The following is a 15,655-nucleotide window of genomic DNA, read 5'->3' as shown; positions in this document are numbered from 1 at the left end:
CCATCGTGGACCAGGGCGCCTTTGAGCCCGAGGGCTTCGCCCTCGCCAAGGTCGTGGCCGCCGTGCGGGTGGACACCACCAAGACCGACGTGGCCGTGGAGTAAAAAAAGGGGCGAAAGCCCCCTTTTTTAAGTGGAAGGTGGAAGGTGGAAAGTGTTGGTACAAATCTGTAACCTTCCACTTTCCACCTTCCACCTGATCAAGAAGGGAGAACCCAATGAAAAACATCTACAAAACCATCAGTCGAAGATTAATCCTCTCAATCATGCTCCTCGTGTCCTGCGTCTTTTTCATCGGTATGAGTTTTGGACCGGAGGAGGCAGCGGATAAAGCGCCACCGCCCACAGTATCGGAAACAGCGACACAGGCGTCCGAACCAACCGTATCAGCGCCGGAGACGGAACCCCCGCCCGACGGGGACGTCACCGACGGCCCCTGGGCCTCGGCGCATTTCCTTATGGACGAGTATGCCTGCGACTGCGCCGGCGACTGTGACGGCTGGCCCGCACAAATGGACCCGGAGCTGCTGGAGCGCATTGAAGCCCTGCGCATGGCCTGTGGGCAGCCGGTGATCATCACCTCTGGAGTCCGGTGTGCGGCGCGCAATGAGGAGGTGGGCGGAGTAGCCTGGTCCTTCCACAAAAAGGGGATGGCCGCCGATCTGTATTGTCCGGGTATGGGGATAGGCGATCTGGCCGCACAGGCACAGGAAACCGGGTTAAATATTTTACCTTATTACAGCTCAGGCTATATTCATGTAGAGCTGCCCCTGAGCTGATGGAAAAAATTAAATTAGAATGAATATAAATTAAAAAGCGATAAAGATTATCTCACAGGTATTTTTAAAAAAACTATTGACAATAAAGTTAGGCAATGCTAATCTATTATTGTGATTAGCTTAACCTAACTTTTTTAGGTTGTGTGAAATAAGTTACCCGAAACTTGTTGTGAAACAGAACCAAGGAATTACCGGATTAACAGCACTTGTGGTTTTGATGGTTAAAGTAAGGCTTAGCTAAGAATATAAAATTAAGGAGGAAATATCATGTCAACAAAGATAGCGCTGGCAGGAAATCCCAATTGCGGCAAGACGACACTTTTTAACGCGCTCACAGGCTCTAACCAGTATGTCGGCAACTGGCCTGGTGTTACGGTTGAGAAAAAAGAAGGTAAGCTGAAAGGAAACAAAGACGTCATTATCATGGACTTACCAGGTATTTACTCGCTTTCACCTTACACACTTGAAGAGGTGGTCGCCAGAAATTACCTGATTAATGAACGGCCCGACGCCATCATTAATATTATCGACGGGACCAATATTGAACGTAACCTTTACCTGACCACACAGATCACAGAGCTGGGCATTCCGGTAGTCATCGCTGTGAATATGATGGACCTCGTGGAAAAGAACGGGGATAAGATTGATGTCAGGCGTCTGTCAAAGGATCTTGGCTGTGAGGTTGTGGAAATTTCAGCCCTTAAGGGCAAGGGACTGAAGGAAGCCGTTGAAAAAGCCGTTAAAATTGCGGGCAAAAATACCATCAGCGCGCCGGTGCACCGATTTGATCCAGAAGTAGAGGAAGCGCTTGATAAGATAGAAGCCAGGCTGGGGGACGATATCCCGCAGGAACAGAAGCGGTTCTTTGCCATCAAGCTTTTTGAACGGGATGATAAGATTTCCGGACTGATGAAGAGCGTGCCGAATGTGGAAGCTATTATCACAGCGGTTGAGGACTCCATGGACGACGATTCTGAAAGCATTATCACAGGCGAACGCTATAATTATATTTCTAATATTATCGGTGACTGCTGTAAGAAGAAAAACAAAGGACAGCTTTCCATCTCAGATAAAATTGATAAAGTTGTCACCAACCGTTTCCTGGCACTTCCGATTTTTGCGCTGGTCATGATTCTGGTTTACTATGTTTCCGTCACCACCGTGGGCTCCTGGGCCACAGACTGGGCCAATGACGGTGTCTTCGGCGACGGCTGGCATCTGTTTGGCATCGGCACTTCCCAGTATGAAGAAGCCGCCGGTGAGTACGATGTTCAGGCGCAGAAGATGGACGCCTTTTTAGAAGCCGCCCAGACCGAGGAAATCAACACTGACGCAGTGACAGAAGCCCTGGGAGCAGAGGAAGGTGAAGCGGATGAGAGCGCTGTTACCGCCTTTGAACAGGCCGCAGCAGGTGTGACCACAGAAGCTGAAATCACCGATGAGGAAGGCGAAGTAATAGAAACCCTTCCTGTAACGGTCAATGACTTTAAGGAAGCGGCAGCTGCAGAAGAGCCGGACCCGGCAAACTACGGAGTCTGGGTACCGGGCATTCCGGTGCTTATCGGAGACGGTCTGGAAGCGGCAGGCTGTGCCGACTGGCTCCAGAGCCTGATCTTAGACGGGATTGTCGCTGGTGTTGGCGCGGTTCTTGGCTTTGTACCCCAGATTTTAGTGCTGTTTATCTTCCTGGCGATTTTGGAAGGCTGCGGTTATATGGCGCGTGTTGCCTTTATTATGGATCGTATTTTCCGCCGCTTTGGTTTATCCGGTAAATCCTTTATTCCGATGCTTATCGGCAGCGGCTGTGGTGTACCGGGGATCATGGCCTCACGTACCATTGAAAATGAGCGCGACCGCCGTATGACGATTATGACGACCACCTTTGTGCCCTGCAGCGCGAAGATGCCAATCATCGCCATGTTCGCCGGCGCGATTTTCGGCGGCGCGTGGTGGGTAGCGCCAAGCGCTTACTTTATCGGAATCGCAGCCATTGTCATCTCTGGTATTATGCTTAAAAAGACCAAGATGTTTGCCGGCGACCCCGCGCCCTTTGTCATCGAACTTCCAGCCTATCATGTGCCCACTGTCGTCAATGTCCTGCGTAGCATGTGGGAACGCGGCTGGTCCTTCATTAAAAAAGCCGGTACCATTATCCTGCTGTCCACGGTCTTTATCTGGTTTACCGCAAACTTTGGCGTGGCAGACGGCAGCTTTGGCATGGTAGAGGATATGAGCGACAGTATTCTGGCCGCCATCGGCTCCGCCCTGGCCTGGATCTTTATCCCCAATGGCTTTGGCGACTGGCAGTCAACCGTTGCGACAGTTACCGGCCTTGTGGCTAAGGAAAATGTGGTGGGAACCTTTGGTATCCTGTTCAAGGTGGGCAGCGAGGTTGCAGAAACCGACGCGACCCTGTGGACAGCTGTGGCCGCCCATTATACCGCGCTTTCCGCTTTCTCCTTCATGGTATTCAACCTGCTGTGCGCACCGTGCTTCGCAGCCATGGGTGCCATCAAGCGTGAAATGAACAACGCGAAATGGTTCTGGTTTGCCGTTGGCTACCAGACAGGCTTTGCCTATGTGATCTCATTGATTATCTACCGTCTGGGCCTGCTCTTTACAGGCGGTGGCTTCTCGGTCTGGACTGTTATTGCCATCGCGCTCCTGGCGGGTATCATTTACCTGATGGCACGTCCCTATAAAGAATCCGATACACTGAACATTAACATGCCGACTGCCAAGGCAAAAAACTGACAAAAAAAGCTTATCCACCCTGCGGTGAATAAGCTTTTTAATTATACTATTCAGCGAGCTTTTTACCGGCCTCCCGGGCATCGGCGATGAGTTCGTCGGTGTAAGCGTTGGCGCAGACAATGCGGCCTTCCACCTTGCCCTGGAGCATCATGCCAAAGGAAGCGTCGGACATGTCAAAATAGGGAACGTAGTGGCCGGCCATTGGCGCTCCCTGGGAATAAACCGTGACCACGCGTTTGGGCCCAATCTTAAAATGGGATTTTCCATCCTGGGTGGTATACATAAAAGCGTAGAGACGGTTTAAAAACAGCATGGTCTGGGCGCTCATCTGAGCCATGTAGATGGGTGAGCCGATGACCACCGCGTCGGCGTCGGCAATGGCTTCATAGATGCCCTGCATGTCATCCTTTTGAACACAGAAGATATCCTTGTTTTTGTGGCAGGCGCCGCAGGCCTGACAGCCTTTGATGTCAAGCGCGTTCAGGTTAAAGGACCGAACCTCTGCGCCCTTTTCTTTTGCGCCTTCAAGCACAGCGTCCACCAGCACGGTGCTGTTGCCCTGCGGGCGGGGGCTTCCGTGGATTCCTACAATTTTCACAATCATCACTCCTTTGATTTTATACTTCTATTATACGCCTGTTAAAAGGCATATGGCAAGATCAGCGTGTAAAAGCGTAGAGGCAGCTGTCAAAAATTTCAGTATTTTTAAAGACGCGGTTTTTAAGGATCCCCTCCAGTGTGTAGCCAGCCTTCTCCAGCGCTCTGCGGGACCCCTGGTTGTGGGCAAAGGGCTCGGCGTGGATACGCGCCAGGTCATAATGCTCAAAAGCATCCTCTGTGAGCTGGCGGATGGCGGCAGACATGATGCCGCGGCCCCAGAAGGGCTCTGCCAGCCAGTAGCCGATCTCAGCGTTTTTACAGTAGACATCCTCTTCCAGAAAGATGCCAATGCTGCCAACGGCCTCGCCGTCCACATCAATGGCCCGGGTGCACTGGCGCGTTTCACCAGCCTCGATGCAGCTCGTCACATAGCCGCGGGCGTCCTCATAGGTGTAGGGCCAGGGAAAAGCGTTGCGCAGATTATCCGCGATTTTCTTATTGTTGGCGTACTTTGCCACACTGTCGATGTCGCTTTTGTGCCAGGTGCGTAAAATAAAGTCCATTAAAACCTCCCTCAGTCAATTTCAGTATTTTCATAGCTTCTTTTCAAAACCTCCGCCGCGGTGGGGGCGTCGATATACAGCACGTCGGCCAGGCCGCCCCTCAGGGTAGCGCCGATGATGTCGGCCTTTTCGATGCCGCTGGCCACCAGCAGCTTGTTCCGGATCGCCTTGATCACGGGCAGCGAGGCAGCGATGACCCGGCGGTCCAGGGCTTCGTCGAAGATTTCACCCCTGGCGTTTATAAAATGAGAGCACATATCGCCGATACAGCCCTTGGATTCCATTTCCCAGTACTGGGCGTCGGACAGCAGACCCATCTCATAGATGATGGACGGCCGCGCCAGGTTGCCCACAGAAAAGACTGCGGTCTGGCATCGCTCGGCCATGGAGAGAATCTGCGCCACCTGGGAGTCCTGCTTGATGGCATCGGCGATAAAGGGTGCGTCCACCACGGCGGGCGCCGGAATCTGGTAGCCCGCGCCGTCCACGCAGGTCACAAAATTTTTGAGGATATTCAGGGCGCTGGATTCATAGACCGCGCGTGAGTAGCCGCCGTTAAGCTGGATCACCGACACGCCCCGCCGCTTGATGGGCTGCAGCAGGTTTGACAAAACCTCCAGAGTACTGCCCCAGGCAATGCCCAGGATGGAGTCGTCATCCACATAGCGCGGGAGCTCCTGGGCCAGCGCCAGACAGACATCATGGACCAGAATCCGTTTGTCGCCTACCAGGTCAGGCACAATGACCGCCCGTTTCAGCGGGAAATGGGCGATGAGCTGTGTTTCCAGCTCACCGAAGGAAAGCACTGGCTCCTTGATGTGCACCTCGATCAGGCCCATTTCCTTGCCGCTTTTTAGCAGCCGACTGACACTGGATTTACTGATCCCTTCCTTTTTAGCAATTTCAATTTGGCCCATATCCATTTCGTAATACATTTTTGATATACGAAGAATTTGATTTATTTTTTTGAGATCCATAGCTCCTCCAATGATGTGAAATTTTTCCCATAAAAACAAAAAGTTAAATGCCTCTTATGGTTTCATTATAAAAAGATTGAAAAGGAATGTCAAGGAAAAAAGCGTTAATTATTCAAACTTATGAAAATATAATGAAAAAAGACGTTGAAATTTTTCCCAAAGACTAAAAAATTATTTTCTTAAATTTGGAATTATGCCCATTTTTCTATTGACAAATTTGCACCACAGGGTATAGAATACACCTATAAAACATTTACAAGGAGTGAAATCAATGAGCACTGTAACTTTGATTGGCTCTGGCCAGATGGCTTCAGCCCTAACCTTTCCCCTTTACGAAAACGGCCACGAGGTCCGTTTAGTCGGTTCTCCCCTCGATAACGAGATTATCGACCGCCTGAGAGAAGACAATTACCATTTTAATTTATTGCGCACCCTGCATGATGGTATTCATTATTATAAAGTAGACCAGGTCAAGGAAGCTCTGGAAGGTGCGGACGTTGTTGTCTGCGGTGTGTCCAGCTTTGGCGTTGACTGGTTCCTGAACGAAATTATTCCAATGATTCCCGAAGGTGTGCCGATGATCTCAGTCACCAAGGGAATGCTGAATTTTGAGGACGGCCGCCTTCAGGTTTATCCCGAATACTGGGAAGAACACCTGCCGGAAGGCTCCAAGCTTAAAATTTACGCCATCGGCGGGCCATGTACCGCCCGCGACCTGGCCGACCACGACCATTCCTTTGTAGGTTTCTGCGGACGCGACATCGAAACCCAGGAAATGCTGCGGGATATTTTCTCAACCAGCTACTATCACATCAGCCTCACCACCGATGTGGTTGGCCTGGAAGCGGCTGTTGCATTGAAAAACGGCTATGCACTCGGTACTGCGCTGGCCATCGGGCTAAAAAACATCTGTGGGGATGACGGTGTTGCGCACGTAAACTCCAAAGCCGCCCTGTTCCAGCAGAGTGTAAAGGAAATGGACGATTTACTTGAGCTGGTCGGCGGGAGCCACCGCATGATCATGTTCGCGGCCGGAGACCTGGACGTTACCGTGGCCGGCGGCAGAAGCCGCAGCGTGGGCCAGTACCTGGGCGAAGGCCTGTCCATGGAAGAAATCAATGAAAAGCTGGCAGGACAGACGCTGGAAGCTGTTGTCATTGCCACGCGTACGGCAAAGGCGGTCAAAGCCCTGGCAAAGGCCGGCAAGATTGATATCGCACAGTTCCCACTGTTAATGCATGTGGACAAGCTACTCAACGAAGGGGAAAAAGTCAATATTCCGTGGAAGGAATTTGAGACAATCGAAGCATAGTGGCATTGATTAAAATAAAAAGCGATTCAGGACATCTGGGGGACAGACAAAATAAAATTTTAAATAATGGAGAATTTTAAGATTCTCCATTTATTATAGAGGCCTTGTAATCGTTAATCTTTTGACGATCGTATTCAAAATATCATGTATATCATTACACTGAGGGAGGTAATATGATGGAATATTTAATTGGATTGGATTTGGGGACCGGCAGTGTCAAAACCGTATTGTTTGATCAGAACGGGAAGGAAATCGCGCAGATGGCGCAGGAATACCCGGTTTACCAGCCGAATAACGGCTGGTCCGAACAGGACCCGGAGGACTGGTACACAGCTGCCATCGCCACCATGCGCTATGTCATTGACGAATCCGGTGTCCCGAGAGACGCCATCAAGGGAATCGGGATGTCTGGCCAGATGATGGGCGCGGTCATGCTGGACGCGGCAGGAAAGCCGCTGCGCCGCGCGATTCTTTGGAACGATGCCCGTACCACAGAATCCTGCGAGTCTGTCCGCAGAATTGTTACCGATGAAAAGATGATGGAAATCAACTGCAATCCTGTTCGTCCAGGCCTGACAGCCGCCAAGATCCAGTGGGTTAAGGAAAACGAGCCAGAAATCTATGCCAAAACCGCCCATATCCTTTTGCCGAAGGATTATCTGCGCTACCGCCTGACCGGCGAGTACGCCACCGAGGTTTCAGACGCTTCCGCCATGCAGCTGCTGGATGTGCGCAACCGCTGCTGGTCACAGTATATTCTGGATGCCCTCGAAATCAAAGAATCCGTTCTGGGTAAGGTCTACGAATCACCGGATGTTACCGGTACCCTGACCAAAGAAGTCGCCGGACTTCTGGGGCTTTCAGAAAAAACCGTTGTGGTCGGCGGCGCAGGGGATAACGCAGCCGGCGCTGTCGGGACAGGCGTTGTGGCTACCGGCCGCGCCATGACCACCATCGGGACCTCCGGAACGGTTTTTGCTTACGCCGATGAACCCATGATGGATAAAAAAGCCCGTGTTTACACCTTCTGTATGGCTGTTCCAGACGCCTGGCATTTCATGGGCTCGGTCAACTCTGCCGGTAACTCTTTAAAATGGTACCGCAACCTGTTTTATTCTGACGATCTGGAATATGATAAAATCAACCGGGACGCCATGTCCTCCAATCCAGGGGCCAATAATCTCATCTATATGCCTTACCTCACAGGCGAACAGTCACCGCATTTTGATCTGCAGTGCCGCGCCGGCTTTGTGGGGCTGTCAGCAACCCACACCAAAGCGGACATTACCCGTGCCGTCATGGAAGGCATCACCTATGCCCTGCGTGACGTTCTTACCGCCATCCGAGAATCTGGCATTGAACCAGACATCATGCGTATGTGCGGCGGCGGTTCCAAGAGCCCGTTCTGGCGCCAGCTCATGGCCGACATTTACGGTATGCCTGTCTGCCTGCCGGATATGAACTCTGAAAACGCAGCTGCCCTCGGCGCCGCCATTCTGGCCGCTGTTGGAACCGGTATGTACCCAACCGTTCAGGATGCCTGTGATAAAATCATCGCCATGCGCGCAGAAAACTATGCGCCAAATCCGGCCCTGCGTGATAAATATGACACGGTCTACACAGCCTTTGACAAGCTTTACCCACAGTTAAAAGACAATTTTGCGGAGATTTTAAACTTCTAAAAACATATGCTTATATTTTAAAAGGAAAGGTGACGGATGATTTTCGTCACCTTTTTTCGATTATTTTGGGTTGTTCTGATGTGTATGCTGAGCGGTGGTGGGTACAAAGAAAGAGAACGTTGCTATCCATACAACAGGAGGTAAAACAAAATGAACATTGTCAGTAAAATTAAGAACAAGACCTTCACCACTGCCGCCGGGGCGGCGCTTCATTATCTGGAAAAGGATCCCGAAACCAATATTCCAAGAGTGATGGAGCTGATGGACCGGTTTACGCCAGAGGGCTGGTATGAGGGCCAGCGGTCAGCCTTTCGGACCGCCATTGATGAAAAGAACAACTGGTATCAGCTGATCTTGCGGTTTTATGAGCTGGACCCAGGCGTCAGAAAAGCCTTTTTCAACAATTTTGTTGTAAACGCCAGCTTGAAGGGAAGCGCCCTCCAGGATGAGACAAAGGAAAAGGAAGACTGCAATGTCCCCTGGGCCATTCTGCTTGACCCCACCTCAGCCTGCAATCTTCACTGCACAGGCTGCTGGGCCGCGGAGTACGGGCACAAGCAGAGCCTGGACCTTGAGACCATTGACCGCATTGTCCGTGAGGGGAAGGCGCTGGGAACCTACATGTACATATATACAGGCGGCGAGCCCCTAGTGCGTAAAAAGGACCTGATCACCCTTTGTGAACGTCACCCGGATTGTGAATTTTTATCCTTTACCAATGGCACCCTCATCGACGAGGCGTTTTGTCAGGATATGCTGCGGGTCAGGAACTTTGTCCCGGCCATCAGCCTTGAGGGCTTCGAGAAGGCCAATGACAGCCGAAGAGGTGAGGGAGTTTATGAAAAAGTCAGGACAGCCATGAGACTGTTGAAGGAGCATCATCTGCCCTTTGGCATTTCCACCTGTTATACCAGCGCCAATTTTGAGGATATCAGCAGTGAGGAATTTTACGATATGATCATTGAGGCCGGCGCACTCTTTATCTGGTTTTTCCACTATATGCCCGTCGGCAACGGCGCTGTGTCAGAGCTTCTGCCAAATCCCGGGCAGCGGGAGGAAATGTATCGCCGCATCCGTCATTTCAGAGAAACAAAGCCTATTTTTGGCATGGATTTTCAAAATGACGGCGAGTTTGTGGGCGGGTGTATCGCAGGGGGAAGGAACTACCTGCACATCAACGCAGCGGGCGATGTGGAGCCATGTGTATTCATTCATTATTCCAATGCCAATATCCACGACACGTCTCTGCTCGACGCCCTCAAGAGCCCTATTTTCATGGCCTATCATGATGAACAACCCTTCAATGAAAATATGCTGAGGCCCTGTCCCATGCTCGAAAATCCCGAAAAACTGCGGGTGATGGTCAAACAGACCGGCGCTAAATCGACCGATTTGCAGTCGCCTGAAGCCGTTGACCATTTATGTGATAAATGCGGCCCCTATGCCGACAACTGGAGAGAAACAGCCCAGACCCTCTGGGAAGAAAGCCAGAGAGAAAAACAGAAAAGCCTTTAAAGATAAAAAAACCCGGCGCGGAAAAGCTTTCCGGCCGGGGCCAAACACCGGAAGCTAGTGCCCCCGGTGTTTTTCTTTTTTCTTCAGCTGCTTTTGCTCAAAACGCTCAAGCTTCTGGCGTTCTTTTTCTTCGCGGCTTCGGCTTTTGTGCAGGACCTTTTGCTGTTCATGCTGGGCTTTGAGAGCCTGCTGGGCCTTGGTGCCCACCCCTTGGCTTTGAAGCTGCTTTTTAATGGCGCGCTGCATCCGCTTTGGGTTCTGCTTCCGGCTCTGCGCCGTCTGAGCGACAGGAGGGCTGAACCGCAGCCGGTGGTCATTCCTGAGCAAAAAGTCATAGACCTCATAGTCCTTCGGCTCCGCGCCAAAGGTGATTTTGCAAACCTCCAGCCGGTTTCCAGACTGGCGCTCATACACACCCACCCAAAAGGGTTCCTCAAAAAATACCGTTAAGCTGCTTGAAATAGTGACCATACTGATGTCCTCCTTTAAGTAAAATCACTAAAGAACGGACAACCAAGGAGGCAGGTTACTGACGGCGTCGCCGCGCCCGGACTACCAACCGGACTGTGTTTTTATCTTTGTGATTTAATGATAACGGAGATAGGATAAATCGTCAAATTGTTTTTATTGATTTTTAAATCAGTAAAAGTTATAGGTTATTATTATGATTGTTGTAGAATGGTGTCAAATTGTGTTTTATAAGATATTTTTTATTTGATAATATTTTGCGCAAATGGTTTTAAAAATACTATTTGCGCTTTTTTTATTTAGAAAGTAAGAGGAGGGTGAAAAATAATGGAGATGACCTTAACGCAGGTTCTAGAAGTCCTTAAGCTCTGCAACTATGTGCCGGGGACGGTCGACGGCTTCGACGGTCCCGAAACCCAGGATGCTGTGAGGCGGGCCTAATAAGGAAGGCTATGGCATTGAGGCTGACGGCATTGCCGGTTCGGTGACAAAAGACCACCTGTCCGAGCAGATACGCGACATACAGGCACAGTTAAACGCAAAAAGACTACCCCTTTTTCTTAATTATGGAGCCTTGATTCAAAAATCGCCTCTCGAGTATCCCGTTTTACAATTCATGGACAAAAAATTAACGAAGAGAAAGCGCTACTATGTTTACGTGACCACTGGTACTAATAAGTTTCTACGCATTTATTATGGAAAGGTTTGGGAGCAACTGATGACTTTTGATGCTTGGAATTAACCATTTCGCTTTTTATTTCTTTTTTTGACTGGTTTTCTCAGGCCTTTTTAGCATACCATTTTTTTAGTTTATTTGTTGGCTGTAACATAGTGGCCGGTATCCACATTGGAAAGTTGGACAAAAAAGCTCTTTACATGCTTGGTCTGGCCTTGTGCAAAAGGGGCCATCTCAATGGTCGTCGAAAAACCGAAAGATGCTCCAGAACATCCTTAATCGCATTGGTTATCACTATTTTCATCAACCCTCCTCAGCAGAAGCAGCAAATTCACGCTCCGTTCAGACTTCCTTCCTGCATTTATTTCAGCAGCTCCAACAAAGCTGCGGCCTGTTCATATTCTTTCTGAACAAACAGATAAAGAGGAGAGTAATCCAACTTTTCTCCGGCGCGCAGAGGCTCTACGATGGCGCAAACCGCCTGATAAAGCGGCGTCAGACCGAGGTTGCCGGCCATACCTTTTAATGTATGAGCCGCGTCAAAAGCGGCGGGGTAGTCGCCGGCCTGTAGTGCCTGATCCAGTCTATGTAGATTTTTATCCCGTGGCAGCATGGAGAGTATCTTCAAATACATTTGTTCATTGCCTATAAATCGGGCCATTGTGGTTTCATAGTCCGCCCCGTATTGCTGAAAGACTTCTTTTAAATCTGCCATTTTCTATTCCTCCTCCTGGCTTAAAATAAAGTCGTGGAGAACCTGATACAGCCTCTCCGGTTCAATGGGTTTGGCCAAATGCGCGTTCATGCCGGCCGCTTTACTCTTTTCAATGTCGTCGTCAAACGCGTTGGCGGTCATGGCGATGATGGGGATGGTTTTGGCGTCGGCGTTGCTCATGTGGCGTATATTATTGGCGGCAGTCAGCCCATCCATCTGCGGCATCCGGATGTCCATCAAAATGGCGTCATAAAAGCCAGCCTCAGTTTTGCTGAACAGCTCGATTGCTCGAAGTCCGTTTTCCGCCGTATCCACGGTAATACCCTTGCTTTCAAGTAGAGCCACAGCCACTTCGGTGTTGATGGCGTTATCCTCTACCAAAAGAACCCGGTGTCCGGTAAAAACATAGACTGCGGGCTTATTCTTTGCACTGATTTCCTCTTTTTCGCCCAGTGCCTTGGAGAAGGCAGAGATTAGGGAAGACTTGAACATGGGCTTGCTCATCAGCAGATTGACGCCCGCCAACGTTGCTTCGTGCTCGATTGAAGCCCAGTCATAGGCCGTCATAATAATGATGGTAACCTCCGGTCCAACGATGGCCCTGATGCGCCGGGCAGTTTCGATGCCGTCGATATCCGGCATCTTCCAGTCGATGAGGATCATATCGTAATGCTTTCCTGTGTCCCACATCGATTGTACCCCTTCGATGGCCTTACGTCCGCTGTCTACCCATTTGGCAGTGATTCCCATTTCCTTGAGGGTGGCCACAGCGCTTTCGCATACTGCCACATCATCGTCCACCACCAGAGTCTTCAGAGCGGAAAAATTGGGGAGCGCCTTTTTCCTGTTGTGGCGGAGCAGTTCCTCCTCCGTGATGCCCAACTGTACGTCTACCGTAAACTCAGAACCAATGCCCTTGATGGAGCGTACTGTGATTTTGCCGCCCATCATATCGATAATGTTTTTCGAGATGGACAGGCCAAGACCGCTGCCGCCGTACTGGGCAGTGGTACCGATGGATTCCTGGGAGAAGGGCTCAAACAGGTGAATGAGGAAGCTGTCACTGATGCCCACGCCGGTATCGTTGACAATAAAGCGCAGCGTTGCGCCGTTCTTGCTTTTCCTGTGCAGCGCTGCCGAGAAGGTGACCTTGCCGCCCTCACCGGTAAATTTAATGGCGTTGGACAGAATATTGAGCAGCACCTGCTGTAGCTTCATGGCGTCCCCGATATAAAAATCGTCTAGAGTTGGGTCCACGATACACTCGTATTCCACGCCCTTTGTCGCCGCTTGGCTGTAACAAATGGCGTTGAGACCGTTTATAAAATCTTCGGTCGGGATTTTTTCGTTTTTGAGCAGCATTTTTCTGCTCTCGATCCGGCTCATGTCTAGGATATCGTTGATGAGGGAGAGAAGAAATCGGGAAGAGATACCGATCTTTGAGATGCACTCGGCCACCCGCTCATCGTCTCCGAGGGCTTGGGCGGCAATGGCGCTCATTCCGATGATAGCGTTCATGGGAGTTCGGATCTCATGGCTCATGCGGGAAAGGAAGTCCGTTTTCGCGGCATTGGCCTGCTCCGCTGCGGCGAGGGCGGCAGCCAGAGCCTCCTTTTGCTGCTGTTCCTGCCGGACGATGTTCGTTACATCGGCCCGGGTCATGCACACCCGTCCCAGCTCCTCGCCGATGTAGAATATCTGGAATCGTTTGACCCGTCTTCCGCCGTTCTGCTGCAGCTCCAGCACGAAGGTGTAGGAGCTTTGCCGGGCAAGCTCCCGTCGCATGTACGCAGGATCCAGCTTCTCCAAAAACTCCCGCTGCTCCGCCTCATCCATACAGCGTTCAGCCACCCGGCGGATTTCCTCCTGAAAATTCCCCTCCAGAGGAATGGTGGGGTTCCACTCTCTGCCACAGACCGCCAGACGGTAGGTGCCGCTTGTCAGATCAATCTCCGTAATGACGTCGTAATCCAGACTGGAAACCCGCTCCAGCATCCGTTCCAGCATCCTCTGTTCCGTCACATCGAGGGTGTAGAAAAAGGCGATGACGTCGCCGCTTTCCGGGTTGGTGTGCAGACGAAAGCTGGTGCTGCATAAAAAGACCGAGCCGTTCTTCTTTTTACGGAGAAAATCAAAGCGGTAATCGGCTTTTCCATTTGAAAAATCGTTTAATACACAAGTTCGGTTAAGCACTGTGCGAATGTAATGGCCATATTCGGGGTCCACAGCGGATTCAGCCAGCTGTTCCACAGCCGCTCCATAGGATTCCCCCCGTCGGAACAGTGCCAGGCCTGCGGTGGACTGGTAGCTCTCCACATAGTCCAGGGTGATGTTGAGCCGTCCTTGGTTACTCCCCTCCGCCGAGGCAGACTGGACAAAATAGGCCATCTCCTTCTCGTAAAGCTCCCTGACCCGCGTCTGTACTTGCTTTTCCTCAGTAATATCCACAAAGACGCCATAGAAATACTGATTTCCGTCGTCTTCTGTGAGCCGTTGGGCCTTCAGAGACACCCATTTGACGCTTCCGTCCCTGCAGACCAGCCGGTGCTCGTCCTGAATTGTGCCGCCGAGATCCCGATCCTGCTCCAGCTTAGCCTGCACAGACCCACGGTCCTCCGGATGGACTACCTTTGACATTTGGTTTCCCAGAGCGGCGAATTCCTCCCTGGTATAGCCCAGGAACTTGTAAAGGCCGTCGTTGGCGTTGACAACGGAAAAACCTTCGTCATACCGGCAGCGGAACACCGCGCCAGGGACGTTGTTGTACAGATGCATGACCTCTGCCTGGGCCATTTTCTGTGCAGTGATGTCAATGCACACCGAAATAATGGCGGGCATGCCGTTTTCCGCCGTAACCTTGCGCCCTATGTCATGGACCCAGATGTAGGAGCCGTTCCGCTTCTTCATGCGGTATTCGACCACGTATTGGCCGCCATCGGACATCTGGCTGTCTACCTCAGCGTCCACCATGGCCCGGTCGTCTGGATGCATGCAGTTGGAGACCATCCCCCTGATGTCGGCAACAAAATCCGCTTCGTCCGCGTACCCCAGATGCTCCAGCATCCGATTGTTGACGAAATAAAAGGGGAAACCCTCTTCAATATACCCGCCCATCATGCCTCCGGGTAGGGAGTCATTTAACAGGTCCTGTCGCTGTTTGGCCATGTTTTCCATTACCAGAGTTCCGGGATAGTGTTCTTCGCCCCGTTGGCTGCTGCTGGGCTCGGAAAACCACAAGGTGCGCAGCCGCCAGGACGTTTGCCGCCGGACCAGCGTAAAGAATCCCCGTAGCCGCCAGCGGTACTGACTGTTCTTGAGGACCATTCCCACGGACAGGTTTCGGATATCCGCATCGATCTCCTGCTCCTGAAAGAGCGTAAGTTCCACGGTGAATGGCTCGGGGATCTCCTGAATGTCCCGGATCAGGTAGTCTCTCATTTCCTGGGGGCTATGGGCAAATTCATCCTCCCCGGTGCCCACAAAGCAGAACTCATCGCTTAAAAAGGTATAGACCTCCTCAGCGTTTCGCCGCTCGAACCAGGAACTGCAAAAAGCCTGAAACGTCTCCCAGGCTGTCATTAATTTTTCCATTATTTTTTATCCTTTCTTTGACCA

General features: G+C 51.1%; 12 protein-coding genes. 6 read left to right on the top strand and 6 right to left on the bottom strand.

Translation table 11 applies throughout. The annotated features are described in order from the left end of the window. The first annotated feature begins 217 nt into the window (after nt 1–217). Nucleotides 218–778 (top strand): YcbK family protein, encoded by a 561-nt coding sequence (locus BUC22_RS03925; protein WP_073382380.1) that lies wholly within the window; start codon nt 218–220, stop codon nt 776–778. A 267-nt stretch (nt 779–1,045) separates the two neighbouring features. Continuing rightward, nucleotides 1,046–3,532 (top strand): FeoB small GTPase domain-containing protein, encoded by a 2,487-nt coding sequence (locus BUC22_RS03920; RefSeq protein WP_013381696.1) that lies wholly within the window; start codon nt 1,046–1,048, stop codon nt 3,530–3,532. A gap of 46 nt (nt 3,533–3,578) precedes the next feature. Here BUC22_RS03920 and BUC22_RS03915 read toward each other — a convergent pair whose 3' ends face one another. From BUC22_RS03915 to BUC22_RS03905, 3 genes are all read right to left on the bottom strand, one after another. Next, the gene (locus tag BUC22_RS03915) at nt 3,579–4,130 is read right to left on the bottom strand and encodes a flavodoxin family protein (RefSeq protein WP_041690376.1); all 552 of its coding nucleotides are present in this window, start codon (nt 4,128–4,130) and stop codon (nt 3,579–3,581) included. A gap of 61 nt (nt 4,131–4,191) precedes the next feature. Beyond that, nucleotides 4,192–4,695 (bottom strand): GNAT family N-acetyltransferase, encoded by a 504-nt coding sequence (locus tag BUC22_RS03910; protein ID WP_013381694.1) that lies wholly within the window; start codon nt 4,693–4,695, stop codon nt 4,192–4,194. 11 nt (nt 4,696–4,706) lie between these two features. Then, nucleotides 4,707–5,672: a sugar-binding transcriptional regulator gene (locus tag BUC22_RS03905; protein WP_041689916.1), complete on the bottom strand. Its 966-nt coding sequence runs from the start codon at nt 5,670–5,672 to the stop codon at nt 4,707–4,709. A gap of 271 nt (nt 5,673–5,943) precedes the next feature. On the opposite strand from BUC22_RS03905, the gene BUC22_RS03900 reads away from it, so the two are divergent. The 3 genes from BUC22_RS03900 (at nt 5,944) to BUC22_RS03890 (ending at nt 10,181) form a co-directional block, all read left to right on the top strand. Next, complete coding sequence (locus BUC22_RS03900; protein ID WP_013381692.1) at nt 5,944–6,984, top strand: NAD(P)-binding domain-containing protein; 1,041 nt, start codon at nt 5,944–5,946, stop codon at nt 6,982–6,984. A gap of 176 nt (nt 6,985–7,160) precedes the next feature. Beyond that, nucleotides 7,161–8,666 (top strand): xylulokinase, encoded by a 1,506-nt coding sequence (xylB, locus tag BUC22_RS03895; RefSeq protein WP_041689915.1) that lies wholly within the window; start codon nt 7,161–7,163, stop codon nt 8,664–8,666. A 150-nt stretch (nt 8,667–8,816) separates the two neighbouring features. After that, nucleotides 8,817–10,181, top strand: coding sequence for a radical SAM/SPASM domain-containing protein (locus tag BUC22_RS03890; protein WP_013381689.1), 1,365 nt, complete (start codon nt 8,817–8,819; stop codon nt 10,179–10,181). Between the two features lie 54 nt (nt 10,182–10,235). Here BUC22_RS03890 and BUC22_RS03885 read toward each other — a convergent pair whose 3' ends face one another. Further along, on the bottom strand, nt 10,236–10,652 hold the full coding sequence (locus BUC22_RS03885; protein WP_013381688.1) for a YjdF family protein: 417 nt from the start codon (nt 10,650–10,652) through the stop codon (nt 10,236–10,238). A 324-nt stretch (nt 10,653–10,976) separates the two neighbouring features. Here BUC22_RS03885 and BUC22_RS22575 point away from each other — a divergent pair, with 324 nt between their 5' ends. Further along, nucleotides 10,977–11,090 (top strand): peptidoglycan-binding domain-containing protein, encoded by a 114-nt coding sequence (locus tag BUC22_RS22575; protein ID WP_013381687.1) that lies wholly within the window; start codon nt 10,977–10,979, stop codon nt 11,088–11,090. Between the two features lie 596 nt (nt 11,091–11,686). Here the strand turns inward: BUC22_RS22575 and BUC22_RS03875 are convergent. Then, entirely contained in the window at nt 11,687–12,040 is a 354-nt protein-coding gene (locus BUC22_RS03875) for an Hpt domain-containing protein (RefSeq protein ID WP_013381685.1), read from the bottom strand. 3 nt (nt 12,041–12,043) lie between these two features. Further along, entirely contained in the window at nt 12,044–15,631 is a 3,588-nt protein-coding gene (locus BUC22_RS03870) for a response regulator (RefSeq protein ID WP_013381684.1), read from the bottom strand. Between the last annotated feature and the right edge of the window lie 24 nt (nt 15,632–15,655).

Origin of the sequence: Eubacterium callanderi (assembly GCF_900142645.1) — a bacterium.
GTDB classification, from domain to species: domain Bacteria; phylum Bacillota; class Clostridia; order Eubacteriales; family Eubacteriaceae; genus Eubacterium; species Eubacterium callanderi.
The sequence above is the reverse complement of the archived record's forward strand: the minus strand, read 5'-3'. Positions and strand labels throughout refer to the sequence as shown.

Bases quoted from the DNA above. Each gene is read 5' to 3' on its own strand.
- BUC22_RS03925 (WP_073382380.1), top strand. From the start codon at position 218: ATGAAAAACATCTACAAAACCATCAGTCGAAGATTAATCCTCTCAATC.
- BUC22_RS03920 (WP_013381696.1), top strand. From the start codon at position 1,046: ATGTCAACAAAGATAGCGCTGGCAGGAAATCCCAATTGCGGCAAGACG.
- BUC22_RS03910 (WP_013381694.1), bottom strand. From the start codon at position 4,695: ATGGACTTTATTTTACGCACCTGGCACAAAAGCGACATCGACAGTGTG.
- BUC22_RS03905 (WP_041689916.1), bottom strand. From the start codon at position 5,672: ATGGATCTCAAAAAAATAAATCAAATTCTTCGTATATCAAAAATGTAT.
- BUC22_RS03900 (WP_013381692.1), top strand. From the start codon at position 5,944: ATGAGCACTGTAACTTTGATTGGCTCTGGCCAGATGGCTTCAGCCCTA.
- xylB (WP_041689915.1), top strand. From the start codon at position 7,161: ATGGAATATTTAATTGGATTGGATTTGGGGACCGGCAGTGTCAAAACC.
- BUC22_RS03890 (WP_013381689.1), top strand. From the start codon at position 8,817: ATGAACATTGTCAGTAAAATTAAGAACAAGACCTTCACCACTGCCGCC.
- BUC22_RS03885 (WP_013381688.1), bottom strand. From the start codon at position 10,652: ATGGTCACTATTTCAAGCAGCTTAACGGTATTTTTTGAGGAACCCTTT.
- BUC22_RS22575 (WP_013381687.1), top strand. From the start codon at position 10,977: ATGGAGATGACCTTAACGCAGGTTCTAGAAGTCCTTAAGCTCTGCAAC.
- BUC22_RS03875 (WP_013381685.1), bottom strand. From the start codon at position 12,040: ATGGCAGATTTAAAAGAAGTCTTTCAGCAATACGGGGCGGACTATGAA.
- BUC22_RS03870 (WP_013381684.1), bottom strand. From the start codon at position 15,631: ATGGAAAAATTAATGACAGCCTGGGAGACGTTTCAGGCTTTTTGCAGT.